A 15713-nucleotide genomic window follows, 5' to 3' on the forward strand; every position below is an offset into this window, starting at 1 on the left:
CGTTATTCACAGTGCCAATCATTTCTTAGCTGGCGTCCCGCTGCTCTCGCGTATTTGCAAAAGGGTCGGCAAAACGATTTTTTTGGCAATTTCCCGCTTGGCGGCCAGCCGATCGGCAAGCAGCTCAACCGCGGTCTCGCCCATATGCTCCATATGAACCTTTACCGTCGTAAGCGGCGGCTGCAAAAATTCAGATATGGCGATATCGTTGAATCCAACAATCGAAATGTCCTGCGGAACCTGCACCTTCGCCTCATGCAGCGCACGCAGCGCGCCAACCGCCATCGAATCATTTTCGATAAAAAACGCCGTTGGCAGCTTTGCTCTGGATAAAGCCTTCTTCATCAGCTTATAGCCATCCTCGGAATATAAGTGGCTGCCTGTAAAAACCAGCTCCGCATCGTACAGGCCATGAGCGGCTAGACGCTCCATAAATGCCTGCTCGCGCTCATCCCGCACACGCTTATTGTTGACCTTATTGTGCCCGCCGATATAACCGATCGCGGTATGGCCCAGCCCAATAAGATAGTCCACAACCTCGGAAACCGACTTGCGCAAATCAATGACAACAGAGTCGAAGCGGTTATCATCAGGTGAGGAATCGACGAAGACGATGTTCCCAAGGCCTATCGGAAAATAATCCAAATCCTCCTTCTCAAACCGCCCAATCGCAATTATGCCGTCGAGCTTCTCGCCAGGCCAGTCTTTGCTTTCTAAATTTCCTTTGGGCTGCATATATAATTTAACTAAATCCAGCTTTCGCTGAAAGCATTCCCGTTCAATACCGAGCCTTATCGCCAAATAATACGGATCGAGCATTTCCTCCTGATCGGAATACCCGTTCACAAGCCCGACAAGGCAGTGCTCCTTGGCAGCAGCGCCATTGCGCTCACGCAGCGTCTTGTAGTTCAATTGCTGTGCAGCCTCGAAAATACGCTTGCGGGTTTCGTCTGCTACCGAAATGCCCGGATCATAATTAAGCACCCGAGATACCGTTGCGATCGACACATTGGCTCTTTGTGCGATTTCTTTGATCGTAGCCACACTACCCTTCCTTCCTGTGGACATCAAATGCTTGCTGTAAGCGATTTCTGTATGATGAGTAAAATTATACTTTTATTTTACTAAAAATCAATAAAAATTTATTCCATTCCATTAAAAAAGAATAGACTGCTCTTAGGTTATCAAACCTGTCGAGCAGCCTACTAATCTCAAGCATGATGGATTCCTCTTTAATTTCAAAATTTGCATTCCATACCTTTACTTAACGATGACGTTATTTATTGCGTGTTCGCCTTCCTTGCCTCGACTCTTTCCTCTATAATTATAAAAAAGCAGAACGAAAGAGCCCCTACTATGATCATGATTTTCTCGAATGCGCATATATCGCTGAGGGTGCCGGCTATCATCATATCGGGGATTTTGTTCATAAGGTACGGTAGGGGCAGGCTGAATAGATAGGAGGCTCTTCATCAGCATGTTTACGTTAAAAGAAAAGCTCTACCTGCTGGAGCTGCTCAAAAAGCAAAACCGAAAAAGGCTCTTCAGCTTTGGCAAAAAAGACCCCTCGCATGACCGATTGGTAGAGAAGCTGGAGCAAATGGTACGCAATGAGCAGGTTAACCGGGAACAACTATAATATAGGCTGTCATCATACATGCATAAGCATAGTCAGTCACAGGAGGAATTATGACAGGAAAGACTCATCTTGCCATCGGAGCAGCCGTCGGTGCTGCCGCTTCGATCTATTACCCGTTCACTTTGGAGCATGCCGCTTTGTACATTGCAGTAGCCGGCTTCTCCGCATTAAGCGCCGATCTGGACGGCCCTAGCATGCTTAGTTCCAAGCTTAGCAAGATCTCCAAGCTTATCCGCGAGCTTACGCTCTGGTCAGGCTTCCTGCTTGCCGGCATCATTTGCTATTATTTTTTACCGATCGATCACCGTCACCGTTATACATAGGCGTCGCCGCAGCCGTCTTCCTGCTCGGCCTCGTCGCTAAGCAAGGCGTCATCCGAAATGTGCTCGCCAGCATCGTCGGCTGCCTCGTCATGTACGCCGGCTACTATTACCAGATGAACTGGCTTATCGGCTTTGGCCTGTTTGCCGCATGGGTACCGTGGCTGAAGCACCGCGGCATGACGCATACGATATGGGTGGTCCCGATTTGGGGAGCGATTGGCTGGGGACTCGAAAATCAATTGCATATCGAAGGCGTCGCAATCGTCGCCATGCTCGGTTATTTATCTCATCTCATCGCGGACACGCTCACGCCAAGCGGCGTAAAATGGCTTTATCCGCTAACGAAAAAATCATTTAAAATTCGGTTGTAGCATTTCATTAAAATAAGCGCAAGCAACGAGGCTATAAAACCTGATGCTTGCGCCTATTTGATTTCAACTGAAGGCCGATGGCGGAAAAAGATGCTTAGTCGCCTGCTCGAAGCCGTAAGCCAGCTTAATGAGAGTCGGCTCGCTGAAGGCTGTGCCGATAAAGGTTATGCCCTGCGGCCCTTTGGTCGTATAGCCGCCTTCTGCGATGATGCCGGTTTCCGCAAATCCGCCTGGCACCGTAATGACGGGATAGCCTGCTCTGGCGGCAACATCATCGAGCTCCTCATTGCCGAGGATCAGCAGCGCATCTAATCGATGCTCCGCCAAGGCATGATCAATTCCGCCATTGCCTGCCAGCTCCTTATTTCTAATTAAACTATCCACATATTCCTGCTCGGTCAGCGTCCCGCTCGTTTCCTCTGCCGATATGAGCGTATCCTGGCCATATTTCAAGGCAATCTCTGCATGCTCCTCATTATAGGCAATCAGCTCCTGCAAGGAATGAACGGGAACCGACTCATTCAAATTGCCGAGATAGTCATTGATATATTTTTTGAATTCATAGCGCAGCACATGCCAGTCCCAATCGACCTGCTCGCACGGCAGCTCAACAGGGTCAATAATCGTTGCTCCTGCCTGCTTCAAAACCTCGATTGCTCCTTCAATAATGACGAGTCTAGCTTCGTCTAAATCCTTATAGTAAAAACGCGGAATTCCAATCCGGGCTTGCTTCAAGTAGTCCGCATCCAAAAACGGCGTATAATCCCGGTAAGCATGCTTCACCCCGGCTGCAGTCACCTCGTCCTTCTCATCCGCACCCGTCAACGCTCCAAGCAGGATGGCTGCGTCCGCCACCGTTCTTGCCATCGGACCGGCTGTATCCTGACTGTTCGTAATCGGTATAATGCCGCTTCGGCTTATTAAGCCAATCGTCGGTTTAATGCCTACCAAGCTCGTCTGGCTTGCAGGGCTGATGATCGATCCGGAGGTTTCCGTGCCGATTGCTCCAGCTCCCAAATTCGCGGCAGCCGCAGCCGCTGAGCCTGAGCTAGAGCCGCCAATGAACAGCTCTCCCGGTCCATATGGATTAAGCACAAGTCCTCCTCTTGAGCTGTAGCCCGCCCACATCGAGCTGGACATGAAATTGGCCCATTCCGTCATATTCGCTTTTCCGAGCAAAACGGCTCCAACTGCGCGCAACTGAGATGCAACGAAGGAATCCGCCGCTGCGTAGGAATTCGCTAATGCGACCGAGCCTGCACTCGTGTGCATGTTGTCATGCGTATCGATATTGTCCTTGAGCAGGATCGGTATGCCATGCAGGCTTCCCCTGATTCCCTGCTCGATTCGTTCCTTGTCTAATGCTTTGGCGATTTCAATCGCATCCGGGTTAACTTCCAAAATAGAGCGAAGTTCTCCGTCGTATCTCTCAATCCGAGCCAGGTACAGCTTCACCAGCTCTTCCGAGCTTAACCAGCCCGCTCCCATAGCCGCTTGCATGCTTGCTATATCAGCCTCTATAATCCACTTTTCCTTATTCACGTTCATTGGACCAACCCCCACAATGCTTCCAGCATCCCTTTTGATCCAATGATATCCAATTATAGTAAAGCTGTCATCGTAATAAATAGGTATATCCAAACTTTACGCCAGTTTAGACTAGTTCTTAAAATGGAACAGCGGCGGACTATAACTCAAAGATAAAGTCTTAGACTGCCGCTGTTGTATTGCGCTAACGTCTCCGTTAGCGCAATATATGTTTTGAAGCAACTATCTTTCTGTTAGAATTTTATTAACACTTGCCAATTGGATACAAATACATAATACCTCGATTGATTTCTCTAGTTCTTTCAAAGATGGAAAGGTAGGGGCTATGCGTATATTACGGTCGCGCAGGTCTTTGCCGTAAGGAAAAGTCGCTCCGGCCGCAGTCAATGTAACACCGGCTTCGGCTGCCATTTTTACAACGATCTTGGCACAACTGTCCAATGTATTCAGACTAATGAAATATCCTCCATTTGGTTTTTTCCAGGTTGCAATATTCTTCCCACCCAGCTCTGACTCTAATTTATTTAGGACCATCTCAAATTTGGGTTTAATAATAGCCGCATGTTTTTCCATATGACTTCGTAAATGATCCATATCCTTCAGAAATCGGACATGCCTTAGCTGGTTGATCTTATCGGGACCAATTGTCTGGACAGCAATCTGTTTCCTAATATATTTTATGTTTTCAACGCTTGCTGCCATAGCAGCAACACCGGCTCCAGGAAAAGTAACCTTGGAAGTAGAACAAAATATAAAAACACGGTCAGGATTTCCAGCCTCTTTACATGCACTTAGGATATTTTTCAAATGATCGGGTTTGTCAGTCAAATGATGCACAGCATAAGCATCATCCCAGAAAATTTTAAAATCTCTTGCCTTCGTTTTCATACTGGCAAGTCGGTCAACAGTCTCATCCGAATAAGTAATGCCATCAGGATTGCTGTATTTTGGAACGCACCATATTCCTTTAATCGTATCATCTTGACTAACAAGTTTTTCAACTGCTTCGATATCCGGACCATCATTAAGCATATCCACTGCGACCATCTCAATATTTAATAGTTCACATAAGGCAAAATGTCTGTCATAACCTGGACTTGGGCATAAGAATTTAACAGTGGAGTGTTTTCCCCATGGCAGTTCGCCGCCGTAAACACCGTGAAGCATCGCTCTGCTTAGAGTATCGTGCATCAGAGTAAGACTTGAGTTTCCTCCGATTATAATTTCATTTGAACTAACTTCAAGTATTTGTGAAAAAAGCTCTTTAGCTTCGGGTATCCCATCAATACCACCATAATTAAGACAATCCGATCCGTCCAACGCCTTTAAGCTGTCACTGGATGTGACTATATCAAGCATGCTTCTGGAAAGTTCAAGCTGTTCAGGACACGGTTTTCCTCTGGACATATCCATTTTCATTGTCTGATTCTTATACTCAGCATACCTTTCTTTAAGAGACACATCATGTTTGTTTAATTCTGCTATATTCATGTTCAAAAAATCAGTTCTATTCCCCATGTACCAGCTCTCCCGTCAGAGAAAATATTATTGATATTGATGGCGTTAATCAGCCCGTTAGCGCTTAACTACAGCTAATTATAACGAGGGCATTCATATAGATGAAATTAATATTTGTGATATCAGATATAAATGAAATTAATGGATGGATAGTTACTTCCGTTACTTCACTGCTGCCCGTTAAATGGTGTATCGTCAGTCTAAAACTTTAAATTCTCAGTCTACATCTTTATTTTCCTAGTCTACCACTTAATTCTTCAGTCTAACACTTTATTTTCTGTGGACACCTCTAACGGGAAAAGCTCCTTCTAATTCCTTCGTTTGGCGCGATCAATGAAACATAACTGGAAATTCTCATGCTTATCCAATACGTGATCATACCGTCCAAATGTTAGAAAAAGGTTGCTGATATGGCGTTATTTGATCTATTATCCGTTAAAAGGGTTCGGGTAACGAATACTGCTGCCACTCAGCCGGTTTCTATGGAGGTACTTAATCTCTCCGCTATGCCGCTTTATCTGGCGCTATTGTTTATCCGTTCCTCTATTACGTAGTTAGCGTTTCGCCGTTGGATCAAGCGCCTTGGGAGGAAGCGCCGCTTTCCTCCTTCCCCTTGTCCCCGCATTCGTGCCCAGTACCCCCGCGATGATAACAGCCGCGCCGATAAGGTGGTAGTACGCAAGCTGTTCATTTAAGAAGACAAAACCTCCAACAATCGAAACCAATGTAGCAAGATGATTGAACACGCTCACCTTCGATGCCTCCAGCTTCGATAAGGCGTAATTGCTGAGCAGGCTGGAAATGAGCGAGGAGAGCACACCCAAATAGAGAATCGAAAATAGAAATACAGCGCTTGCAAACGGCTCAAAGTAAAGGGACAGCGTCCCTTCTGCCACATGCTTGCCAACCGCCATTACATTAAAAACGAGAAAGCCGATCACCGTCATCACATAAGTCATGGCAATCACACTCATCCGCGTAGTAAGCTTCCTTGCAAGCACGCTATAGCCGGCTAATGCGAGGGCTGACAACAGAATGAGCAGCGTGCCTTTCATATTAGCAAAATCAATCGTCGTTCCTTTCATGACAAATATGAAGATGACGCCTGCTACGGAGAGAAGCGTCGAAAGCTTCTGCAGCCTCGTCGTCCGCTCCTTCAGGAAATAGGCTGCCGCAGCCATCGTAAAGATCGGCACTGTCGCGTGAATAATGCCCGCTTCCGCGGAGGTCGTGAATTGCAAGCCAAAGGCTTGAAAAGCAAAGAACATCGACGGATATAAAACGGCTAGCGGTAGAATAGCGAGTACATCCCGCGGTTTGATCTGCAGCTTTACCCACCCGAATAGAACAGGAATGGTTGCCGCGGTAAAGGAAACGGTAAAGCGGTGAGCGAGACTATCCAGCGGCGTTGCCACCGTTAAGGCTAATTTTCCGAAAAGAAAAGAAAGCCCTATAATGGTCGAATAAATTACGATCGCAGAGTATGCGAAGCGCTTTGTTTTGGCATCTAATTGTGCTGCTGTCATGACGTACCTCCTTGTGGCTGTTTATGTTAGCTATATCGTATCTCCCAGCCATGCATGCTACAATAAGGAAAACCGCTATCTGTACCGTTACAGATAACAGCAAGGAGCATGTCCGATGTACATGTATTTGAAGCTCATGAACGAGCTGGAGGAATTGATTCTGAAGCAGCCCTATAAGGATGGACAGAAGCTCCCCTCGATCCGCACGCTTTCGGAGCAGTATGGCTGCAGCAAGAGCACGATCATTAAAGCGCTGGATGAGCTGGAGAAGCGCCATCTTATATACGCGATGCCAAAGAGCGGCTATTACGTTGTCAAAGGGACGGATTCCGATCAAAGCGAAGCATCTCCTATTTTGAATTTTGCGGCTGCTGCTCCAGATCCGAATGTGTTCCCTTATTTGGATTTTCAGCATTGCATCAATAAAGCGATCGACACGTATCAGAAGGACTTATTCGTGTATGGCACTGCCAAAGGAATGGCCTCTCTGATCGATATCGTGCGCAAGCAATTAATGGGCTATCAGGTATTTACCGCGGAGCGGAACGTTTTTGTGGTGTCCGGCGTACAGCAGGCGCTGTCGCTGCTTGCCGCTATGCCCTTCCCAAATGGCAAGCAGAAGGTGCTGATCGAGCAGCCAGGCTATCATCTGTTTATCGAATATTTGGAGACGCGCCGCGTGCCTGTCATCGGCATCGAGCGTCGCTTTGCGGGCATTGATTTTGACAGGCTGGAGGAAATCTTCCGTACGGAGGACATTAAGTTTTTTTATACGATGCCGCGTTTCCATAATCCGTTGGGCTGCTCTTACACGAACAAAGAAAAGAAGCGCCTTGCGAAGCTGGCCGCCAAATACGATGTGTACATCGTTGAGGATGATTTCCTCGCCGACTTCGAGCGGGACAGCAAGGCCGATCCGATATTCGCCCATGACGATTCGTCGCATGTCATTTATTTGAAGAGCTATTCCAAAATTATTTTTCCCGGCCTGCGCATCGGCATCGCCGTTGTTCCCGATCTACTCTCTGAAGCGTTTCGGCTGTACAAGAAACATGACGACATCGACAGCTCCATGCTGTCGCAGGCCGCTCTTGAAATCTATTTGCGCAGCGGCATGTTCGATCGTCACCGCGCCAAAATCCGCAGCAGATACGCGGCTAGGGCAAAGCTGCTAGATGCTGCGCTTGCAAAAGAGGCTGCTCGCAGCGGCGGCGCTTTCACTTATGAACGCTCGAGGAATCCGATCATTCATACGCATATTTTGCTGGACAAAACGATTTCCGCTCCGCTGCTGATTGCAAAATTAAAGAAGGAATCGATCCTTCTGGACACTTTGGACCGGGATTATTTGGCGAATTTCGAGAGGGAAAATATCGTGAAGCTAAACGCAACCAACGTAAACGAGGATGATATTGAACGAGGAATAGAACGGATTGGCACCCTGCTTGCCCAATCCGCTCGCAAATAACGATCAGAATCTTTCCGATACAACCTTCGCCTGCGTGAAGAGCAGCAAGTAATCGCGCCCGCCTGCTTTCGAGTCCGTGCCTGACATATTAAAGCCGCCAAAGGGATGAACACCGACCAAAGCACCTGTACACTTTCGGTTAAAATAAAGATTGCCTACGTGGAACTGCTCGCGTGCCTGCTCCAGTCTGCTGCGGTTCCGCGAGATGACCGCACCCGTTAACCCATATTCGGTGTTGTTCGCGATATCGAGCGCCGCGTCGAAGTTGGATGCCTTAATAAACGCGAGTACGGGGCCGAATATTTCCTCCTGCGCGATGCGGGCATAGGGGGCAACATCCTTAATGATCGTAGGCTCAATGAAATAGCCGCTGCTGTCGCCGATTCTTCCGCCATGCACGATAGCGCCTTCGCTGCGGCCAACCTCGATATATTTTAAAATGCTAAGGTATGCCCGCTCATCGATAACCGGACCTATATAGGTGATTTGCTCGTTTGCCTTTCCAAGCTTCAGCCGCTTCGTCCGCTCAACCACCTTCTCGATAACCTCGTCATAGACGAGCTCATGCACGACGGCTCGCGAGCAGGCCGAGCACTTTTGGCCGGCATAGCCGAAGGCGGATGCTGTAATCGCTTCGGCTGCCAGATCAAGATCCGCATCCTCATCGACGATGATCGTATCCTTGCCGCCCATCTCTGCGACCACGCGCTTAATCCATTTTTGATCCTGCTGGCTAAGCGAGGCTTTCTCATTAATGCGCAAGCCAACCTCGCGCGAGCCCGTAAAGCAAATAAACCGGGTTAACGGATGCTCCACCAGAAAATCGCCCACCTCGCTTCCTGCCCCTGGCAAGAAGTTGACAACGCCGTCCGGCAAGCCAGCATCCTCCAGCAGTTCAACGAACTTGGCAGCGATGACTGCCGTCGCGCTGGCTGGCTTGAGTACGACCGTATTGCCGGCAACGACGGCGGCCATCGTCATGCCTGCCATGATCGCAAGCGGAAAGTTCCATGGCGGAATAATAATGCCGACTCCAAGCGGGATATATGTCAGCTCATTATCCTCGCCCGCTATCGCTACTATCGGCTGGCGCTCCGCGAGCCGCTCCATTTCCCTCCCGTAATACTCCAGAAAATCGATGGCCTCCGCCGTATCTCCGTCTGCTTCGGCCCAGCTTTTGCCCGCTTCGTATACGAGCCAAGCCGAGAACTCATGCTTGCGCCGCCGCAGCAGCGCCGCAACTTTATAAAGCACCCTCGCCCTGGCAGGCGGCGTTACCTTCTTCCAGTCCTCGAAGGCCGCCGCTGCGGCAAGTATCGCTTTATGCGCAAGTCCGGTGTCCGCCTGCGATACGATGCCGATCAGCTGATTCACATCGGAGGGGTTGATCGATTTGCGCTTTTGTATCGTTTCGATGCGGTCCGGACCAATCTTCAGCGTATACTCCTGGCCAAGCTCCGACTCCACTTTACGCAGCGCTTCCTGAAAATCGTTAATATGATCGGTTATCGAGAAATCGGTAAATGGCTCGTTCTGAAATGGTTCCCGCATAGGCGTATCCCTCCTACCCATTCAAATGGACGCTCGGTATCCTTACAATATCTGCTCGCCAAGAAGCGAGCCAATCAGCTCTACGGCCAGCTTAGCCGTCTGGTCATGATGGTCAAGGATTGGATTGACTTCAACGACTTCCGCCGATGTAACGAGATTCGACTGATAAAGAAGCTCAAGCGCAAGATGCGCTTCACGGTAGCTTAACCCGCCGCGGACTGGCGTCCCCGTGCCCGGCGCCTCCAGCGGATCAAGACTGTCGATGTCAAAGCTGACATGGACGCCATCGGTCGTCTGCTTTAGCTGCTGAACCACTTTCTCCATCACGCGCGCAATGCCGAGACGATCGATATCATGCATCGTATAGCAGGCGATGCCTAAGGAGCGAATGTACGCCTTCTCCCCGGAATCGAGCGATCTGGCCCCGACGATCGCTACGTGCTCTGGCTTTATTTTAGGAGAAATGCCTCTTAATCCGGTTAATAACGGAATACCTCTCCCAAGGCTGATGCCAAGAGACATCCCATGAATATTGCCCGATGGACTTGTATCCTCCGTGTTCAGATCCGAATGGGCATCGAACCAAATGACGCCAAGATCCTCGTAATGCTCGGCAAGGCCCGCAATCGTCCCAATCGAAATGCTATGATCGCCGCCGAGAACTAACGGGAAAGCTCCCTCTGCCACAATTTCAGCTACGCGCTCCGATAGCTGGCTGCAGGCTTCATGCACCTCCGACAAATGCTTTGCATTCGCTGACTGAAGAGGCGGAAGCTTCGCCGGGACGCTGATCTCTCCTGCCAACCGATAGGGAATATTCAGCTCCGTCAGCTTGCGGCTTAGCCCTGCAGCATGCAAAATATGCGCCGGACCGAGCTCAGCACCTGGCGTGCCGGCCCCTTTTCCGAAAGGTACCGCAACAATGGCAACCTGATGAATGCTCATAGCCGTCACTCTCCTGCCAAGTTGCTATTCGTGAAGACAGCTTGAATTTTCTCAAACGCCCATTCGATCTCGTCTTCCGTTATAATGAGCGGCGGCGCTAGCCGGATCACATAGTCATGCGTTTCCTTGCACAGCAGCCCCAGCTCCATCAACCGCTCGCAATAAGCTCTAGCAGGCGTATTCAGCTCGATCGCAATAAATAAGCCGCGGCCCCTCACTTCTTTTATATCTGGATGCTGGAGCTGGGCGAGCTTCAATAAGAAATACTGCCCGAGCACAAGCGAGCGATCAGCCAGCAGCTCATCCTCGGTCACATCAAGCGCAGCGATTGCAACGGCGCAGCTGAGCGGATTGCCGCCAAACGTAGAGCCGTGAGACCCTGGCTCAAACACATCCATAATGCTGCTGCTTGCTGCAATGGCCGATACCGGCAATACGCCCCCGCCAAGCGCTTTGCCCATAACGTAGATATCGGGAACAACATCCTCCCAGTCGCAAGCGAACTTGCGTCCGGTGCGGCCGAAGCCGGTTTGAATCTCATCTGCGACGAGCAGCACCTGATGCTCCGCGCACAGCTTAGCCGCAGCGGCAAGAAATCCTCTTGGCGGAATGCGTATGCCCGCTTCGCCTTGAATCGGTTCGATCAGCACCGCGGCGGTATGGGGGTGAATCGCAGCCTTTAAAGCTTCCAGATCCCCATATGGAATAACACGAAACCCTGGCGTGAACGGGCCAAAGCCCTGCCGGTAGCTCTCTGTCGAGGAGAAGGAGGTAACCGTCAGCGTCCGTCCGTGAAAATTGCCTTCAAAAACGATAATTTCCGCTTGCTCGGCCGGTATATGCTTGACGCTGTAAGCCCAGCGCCGCACTGCCTTTATCGCCGTCTCGACCGCCTCCGCCCCTGTATTCATGGGTAGAATCCGCTCTTTGCCGGTATAGGCTGCAAGCTTCTCGCAGAACGTGCCCAGCACCTCGTTGTGAAATGCGCGTGACGTAATCGTGACCTTATCCGCTTGCTCCTTTAACGCTTCAATAATGCGAGGATGACGATGCCCTTGATTTAAAGCCGAATAAGCGCTCAGCATATCCATGTAACGCGAACCTTCTGAATCCTGCACCCATACGCCCTCTGCGCTGCTAATCACTATCGGCAGGGGATGATAATTATGGGCGCCGAATTGCTCAGCCAGCTCGATGTCTTTACTAGCCCTGTTCATCACCTGCTCCTTTCTGCATCCACCTGCAAAAAATAGCTGTTTTTAAATTTTATGCGGTTAAGGGGTGACAAATAACAAAAGGAATGGATGTTAGGTAGAAAGTAACATTTTCTCTTGTGTGGATAAGGCTTGTTCTATGCCTACATTCTTTCTTGCTTCGCTTGCCTGCGTCGTTTAATCCACGACCATATTCCGGCTGGAATGGCAATTAACACAAACCAAAACTTTTTAAGCAGGAGCGCTGCAGCCACTAACAAGCCTGCTTTCTTCGCAACAATCAAACCCGCTCCTCCTAGAATCAGTCCCGATAAGCCGAATTCGGATACTTTATCCGTTGACGCATCAAAATCGGAATAGCGATGTCCTGCGTTAACTGAATAATTTGGTAAAATAATAGCATTTAACATTTCGATATCCTTATCCAATCTTTCAATGTCCGTAACTAGCAATGTCGAGATGTATCCTTTGCGAGTCAGTGTCCGAACATTGTAATTGATAATGGAATTTCCTTGGCTGTCATTAGCCTCAAGAGCCCAAATAAGTGTATGATTCGCTTCATTGTAGAAAGGCTCAGTATGCCAGCCCTTCACATATAGACGGTCTTCTTCCGCTCGATCTTTATTTGCTTCCTCCGATCCTTTCTTATAGCTTTTGAGAAGCTTGCCCGCATCAATTTCATTCTTTTCCTTATCCGAAATATTTCCAACCTCTTCGTATTCAAACAAGACAAACCAATTTTGACTTTCATCTACCGGAAATACGCTGCCTATCTCAGTATCATACGATTGATTGCCTATGTACTCCTGAATTATTTTTGTATCCTCTTTGTCCAAAAAAAGCAGCGATTCGTCCAGCTTAAGCGAAGACATTCCGCCTATCTCTACCGTACCGCCTCCCTTTACCCAACTCACCTCGGGGCCTCCCTCGGTTGGGGACACATCATCTGTGTCCCTCTCTTTGGTACTGTTATTCAGACTTTTGAAAGTGCTCTTTGCAAACTTCAAGCACGAACGTTTTTTCTTCCTCTTCGAGCTCAAAATCGATATATGTACTGGAGGAGGTCGTCAAAAACTCATATTTTACAATCCGAGCTGATTCATCATCCTCAATGACATAAATGACGCGAAGCGTTACACCTTCCACGTGGTAAAGCTCATCATCGTCGGCAACGTCAAGATCGAGTATGAATTCATATCTCTTTCCTGTCAAAATGCCAAACGGGTCCTTCATTAATTCGGCGCTGTATTCGGTAACTGCAAACATGTCATCCGCTCCTTCTCTATCTATTATAGCAAAATAAAAGCAGCCTGAAACTTGTTGGACAAGCTCCAGACTGCTATTTGTAAATGAACGGCTGCAGCCGCCCAATTTCCTACAGGTTGCTCAGCGTTTCTGTAAGAACAGGAACGATTTGCGATTTGCGGGAAACAACGCCCTTGAGTACCGCTTTGTTGTCGGACAATGTTACGTTGTAAGCTTTCTCAACAGCATGAGCTTGAGCGCCTAGTGCAAGTGCAACGGAATCGTTGTTCAAAATATCGGTAACGACTAGCACGAACAGGTCAAGTCCTTTAGTTGCGATGATGTCGTTCAATGCCGCTTCCAGCTCAGCTTGGCGGGAAATAACATCATTTGTGTCAACCGCGTTTACTTGTGCGATTTCTACTTTATAGCTGCCCATTGCGAACTCTTTCGCGTCAAGGGAGATCAGCTGTGCAATTGTTTTGTCGCTTAGATCCGCGCCTGCTTTAAGCATGTCCAGACCGTAGCTTTCTGCGTCAACGCCAGCGATTGCGGCAAGCTCGCGAGCTGCTGCTACGTCTTGCTCTGTGCAAGTTGGCGATTTGAACAGCAAGGAATCGGAAATGATGGCAGACAGCATAAGGCCGGCAATTTCTTTACGAATTTCAACGCCATTCTCTTTGTACAATTTATTCAAAATCGTCGCTGTGCAGCCCACTGGCTCAGCGCGGAAATATAACGGGTGGCTTGTCTCGAAATTAGCGATACGGTGGTGATCGATAACTTCCAAAACGCGTACTCTATCGATATCGTTAGCGCTTTGTTGACGCTCGTTGTGGTCGACCAAGATGACCGTGTCCGTCTCGTCAGCAACGTTCTCGATAAGACGAGGAGCTGCAATGCCGAAATAATCAAGCGCGTATTGCGTTTCGCCGTTTACGTCTCCAAGGCGAATAGCCTCAACGTCAGCACCTAGCTTTGTTTTCAGCTCAGCATAAGCAATAGCTGATGTAATCGTGTCGGTATCCGGGTTTTTATGCCCGAAAATAAGCGTTTTAGTCATTTCGAGTACTCCTTAAATGTTATTTTTCGGCAGGGTTCCAGCAGTCGCTATAGGCCCAATACCTTTTTTCATAATTATACACCAACCGTAACCGGCTGTCGCCTTTGGCAAGCAGCAGATGCTCGTTTTACGTTGGAAATCTACTTAAAACCATTATAGCTTTAAGTTCTCTTTATTCCTATACCTTTACACTGAATTAAATCATAAAATTTGTGAATAACGAATCGGCTATACGATAAAGCGCTTCCTGCCAGCAAAATAAGACTAGAGAAGCGGCAAAAAAAGCTCTCTTGGCATTCGCCTAGAGAGCTTTTTCAACTTAACGGGAGGTAATCCATCCCATGCAGACATTTTACCGGTTATCCCTTTATTAGCGGGAGCTATTCCAGTTAATGCAGCCGCCGCTAACCTTTGAAAGCTTTCAAAAACTGTACCGCATTGCTAATATCAGCCTCTGGGCTAGTTCCAACCTCACGCTCAATTGTCAAATAACCGTTATAGCCGATTTCTTGAAGCGCGCGCAGATAGGCAGCCCAGTCCACGCCGCCTTCTCCAAGCGGTACTTCGCGGAATGCCGAGCCGGATTCGGCCATGACCGCAATTTTCTCATGGTCAAGCGTAACCTCGTAGCCGTAATCGCCATAGACGTCGCGCGGGTCGATATGACCGAGCTTAACGCCATCCTTCGCATGGGTATGGACGATATAATCCTTCAGCGTATGTACGCCTAGAACCGGATCATCGCCCGTAACCATAACCATGTTGGCTGGGTCAAAGTTAACCGCTACCCCTTTGGTGCCGAGGCCGTCCAGAAAGGACTTCAGATGAGCCGACATTTCGGGACCTGTCTCGATGGCAAAATATGCATTCACATCGTTGGCGAAACGGGCCAGCTCTTCACAGGCGTTATGCATCGTCTCGTATACGCGGCTGTTCTTGTCGCTCGGCACGATACCGATATGAGTCGTAATGATATTCGTTCCAAGCTCCAAGCCCAGCTCCATAATTCGCTTGGACTTATCGATCTTCGCGCGGTTTTGCTCCGGGTCCTGAAAGCCGTGGCCGCCCAGATCGCCAACTAAGGCGGAAACATCGAGGCCAAGCCCTTCAATGTAGGACTTCCATTCTTTTCTCGCAGCTGCAGTAAGACCAGCAGGGTCAAGCTCGCCGTGAACAGCATACATTTGCACGCCATCGGCGCCGACCTGCTTCGCCTTGAGCAGGCCTTCCTTTACGCCAACCTGAAAGCTATCCACGATAACGCCGATTTTATTCGTAATAATAGGCAATGTCATATCAGGC

The 15713-nt window shown here is 48.8% G+C and carries 15 protein-coding genes; 4 read left to right on the forward strand and 11 right to left on the reverse strand.

The window, feature by feature from the left end; all coding sequences use genetic code 11:
- Positions 1 to 18: 18 nt before the first annotated feature.
- The gene (locus tag AC1TPC_RS20855) at positions 19 to 1044 is read right to left on the reverse strand and encodes a LacI family DNA-binding transcriptional regulator (RefSeq protein WP_482068721.1); all 1026 of its coding nucleotides are present in this window, start codon (positions 1042 to 1044) and stop codon (positions 19 to 21) included.
- Between the two features lie 433 nt (positions 1045 to 1477).
- Between AC1TPC_RS20855 and AC1TPC_RS20860 the strand changes: the two genes are divergently transcribed.
- The 3 genes from AC1TPC_RS20860 to AC1TPC_RS20870 are packed head-to-tail and all read left to right on the forward strand — an operon-like array spanning position 1478 to position 2333.
- Entirely contained in the window at positions 1478 to 1639 is a 162-nt protein-coding gene (locus tag AC1TPC_RS20860) for a hypothetical protein (protein WP_169090968.1), read from the forward strand.
- Positions 1640 to 1689: 50 nt separating this feature from the next.
- Positions 1690 to 1962 carry a metal-dependent hydrolase gene (locus AC1TPC_RS20865; protein WP_482068722.1) on the forward strand — a complete coding sequence of 91 codons (273 nt, stop codon included), beginning with the start codon at positions 1690 to 1692 and terminating at the stop codon, positions 1960 to 1962.
- Positions 1917 to 2333, forward strand: coding sequence for a metal-dependent hydrolase (locus AC1TPC_RS20870; protein ID WP_482068723.1), 417 nt, complete (start codon positions 1917 to 1919; stop codon positions 2331 to 2333). The genes AC1TPC_RS20865 and AC1TPC_RS20870 overlap by 46 nt, the downstream gene beginning before the upstream one ends.
- A gap of 63 nt (positions 2334 to 2396) precedes the next feature.
- Here AC1TPC_RS20870 and AC1TPC_RS20875 read toward each other — a convergent pair whose 3' ends face one another.
- The 3 genes from AC1TPC_RS20875 to AC1TPC_RS20885 all read right to left on the reverse strand — a co-directional run bounded on the left by AC1TPC_RS20875 (position 2397) and on the right by AC1TPC_RS20885 (position 6925).
- Positions 2397 to 3881, reverse strand: a complete 1485-nt coding sequence (locus AC1TPC_RS20875) for an amidase family protein (protein WP_482068724.1) — start codon at positions 3879 to 3881, stop codon at positions 2397 to 2399.
- Positions 3882 to 4103: 222 nt separating this feature from the next.
- On the reverse strand, positions 4104 to 5399 hold the full coding sequence (locus tag AC1TPC_RS20880; protein ID WP_482068725.1) for an aspartate aminotransferase type Ic: 1296 nt from the start codon (positions 5397 to 5399) through the stop codon (positions 4104 to 4106).
- Positions 5400 to 5953: 554 nt separating this feature from the next.
- Positions 5954 to 6925: a DMT family transporter gene (locus AC1TPC_RS20885; protein ID WP_482068726.1), complete on the reverse strand. Its 972-nt coding sequence runs from the start codon at positions 6923 to 6925 to the stop codon at positions 5954 to 5956.
- 115 nt (positions 6926 to 7040) lie between these two features.
- Between AC1TPC_RS20885 and AC1TPC_RS20890 the strand changes: the two genes are divergently transcribed.
- Positions 7041 to 8393: an aminotransferase-like domain-containing protein gene (locus AC1TPC_RS20890; protein WP_482068727.1), complete on the forward strand. Its 1353-nt coding sequence runs from the start codon at positions 7041 to 7043 to the stop codon at positions 8391 to 8393.
- 3 nt (positions 8394 to 8396) lie between these two features.
- Here the strand turns inward: AC1TPC_RS20890 and pruA are convergent, their stop codons facing one another.
- From pruA to AC1TPC_RS20925, 7 genes are all read right to left on the reverse strand, one after another.
- Positions 8397 to 9944, reverse strand: a complete 1548-nt coding sequence (pruA, locus tag AC1TPC_RS20895; RefSeq protein ID WP_482068728.1) for an L-glutamate gamma-semialdehyde dehydrogenase — start codon at positions 9942 to 9944, stop codon at positions 8397 to 8399.
- Positions 9945 to 9986: 42 nt separating this feature from the next.
- Positions 9987 to 10889 carry an arginase gene (gene rocF / locus AC1TPC_RS20900; protein ID WP_482068729.1) on the reverse strand — a complete coding sequence of 301 codons (903 nt, stop codon included), beginning with the start codon at positions 10887 to 10889 and terminating at the stop codon, positions 9987 to 9989.
- Positions 10890 to 10894: 5 nt separating this feature from the next.
- Entirely contained in the window at positions 10895 to 12106 is a 1212-nt protein-coding gene (locus AC1TPC_RS20905; RefSeq protein ID WP_482068730.1) for an ornithine--oxo-acid transaminase, read from the reverse strand.
- Positions 12107 to 12246: 140 nt separating this feature from the next.
- Entirely contained in the window at positions 12247 to 13017 is a 771-nt protein-coding gene (locus tag AC1TPC_RS20910; protein ID WP_482068731.1) for a DUF2167 domain-containing protein, read from the reverse strand.
- Positions 13018 to 13072: 55 nt separating this feature from the next.
- Positions 13073 to 13369, reverse strand: a complete 297-nt coding sequence (locus AC1TPC_RS20915; protein WP_482068732.1) for a DUF6509 family protein — start codon at positions 13367 to 13369, stop codon at positions 13073 to 13075.
- A 109-nt stretch (positions 13370 to 13478) separates the two neighbouring features.
- Positions 13479 to 14411, reverse strand: coding sequence for a manganese-dependent inorganic pyrophosphatase (locus AC1TPC_RS20920; protein ID WP_169090945.1), 933 nt, complete (start codon positions 14409 to 14411; stop codon positions 13479 to 13481).
- A gap of 404 nt (positions 14412 to 14815) precedes the next feature.
- On the reverse strand, positions 14816 to 15706 hold the full coding sequence (locus AC1TPC_RS20925) for a sugar phosphate isomerase/epimerase family protein (RefSeq protein WP_482068733.1): 891 nt from the start codon (positions 15704 to 15706) through the stop codon (positions 14816 to 14818).
- Positions 15707 to 15713: the final 7 nt, after the last annotated feature.

It is taken from the genome of Paenibacillus sp. Y280, assembly GCF_056786335.1.

What these genes read in the sequence shown, in the direction of transcription:
- AC1TPC_RS20880 (WP_482068725.1), bottom strand. Translation starts at nt 5,399, where the DNA reads ATGGGGAATAGAACTGATTTTTTGAACATGAATATAGCAGAATTAAAC.
- AC1TPC_RS20875 (WP_482068724.1), bottom strand. Translation starts at nt 3,881, where the DNA reads ATGAACGTGAATAAGGAAAAGTGGATTATAGAGGCTGATATAGCAAGC.
- AC1TPC_RS20925 (WP_482068733.1), bottom strand. Translation starts at nt 15,706, where the DNA reads ATGACATTGCCTATTATTACGAATAAAATCGGCGTTATCGTGGATAGC.
- AC1TPC_RS20865 (WP_482068722.1), top strand. Translation starts at nt 1,690, where the DNA reads ATGACAGGAAAGACTCATCTTGCCATCGGAGCAGCCGTCGGTGCTGCC.
- AC1TPC_RS20890 (WP_482068727.1), top strand. Translation starts at nt 7,041, where the DNA reads ATGTACATGTATTTGAAGCTCATGAACGAGCTGGAGGAATTGATTCTG.
- AC1TPC_RS20905 (WP_482068730.1), bottom strand. Translation starts at nt 12,106, where the DNA reads ATGAACAGGGCTAGTAAAGACATCGAGCTGGCTGAGCAATTCGGCGCC.
- AC1TPC_RS20915 (WP_482068732.1), bottom strand. Translation starts at nt 13,369, where the DNA reads ATGTTTGCAGTTACCGAATACAGCGCCGAATTAATGAAGGACCCGTTT.
- rocF (WP_482068729.1), bottom strand. Translation starts at nt 10,889, where the DNA reads ATGAGCATTCATCAGGTTGCCATTGTTGCGGTACCTTTCGGAAAAGGG.
- AC1TPC_RS20920 (WP_169090945.1), bottom strand. Translation starts at nt 14,411, where the DNA reads ATGACTAAAACGCTTATTTTCGGGCATAAAAACCCGGATACCGACACG.
- pruA (WP_482068728.1), bottom strand. Translation starts at nt 9,944, where the DNA reads ATGCGGGAACCATTTCAGAACGAGCCATTTACCGATTTCTCGATAACC.
- AC1TPC_RS20885 (WP_482068726.1), bottom strand. Translation starts at nt 6,925, where the DNA reads ATGACAGCAGCACAATTAGATGCCAAAACAAAGCGCTTCGCATACTCT.
- AC1TPC_RS20860 (WP_169090968.1), top strand. Translation starts at nt 1,478, where the DNA reads ATGTTTACGTTAAAAGAAAAGCTCTACCTGCTGGAGCTGCTCAAAAAG.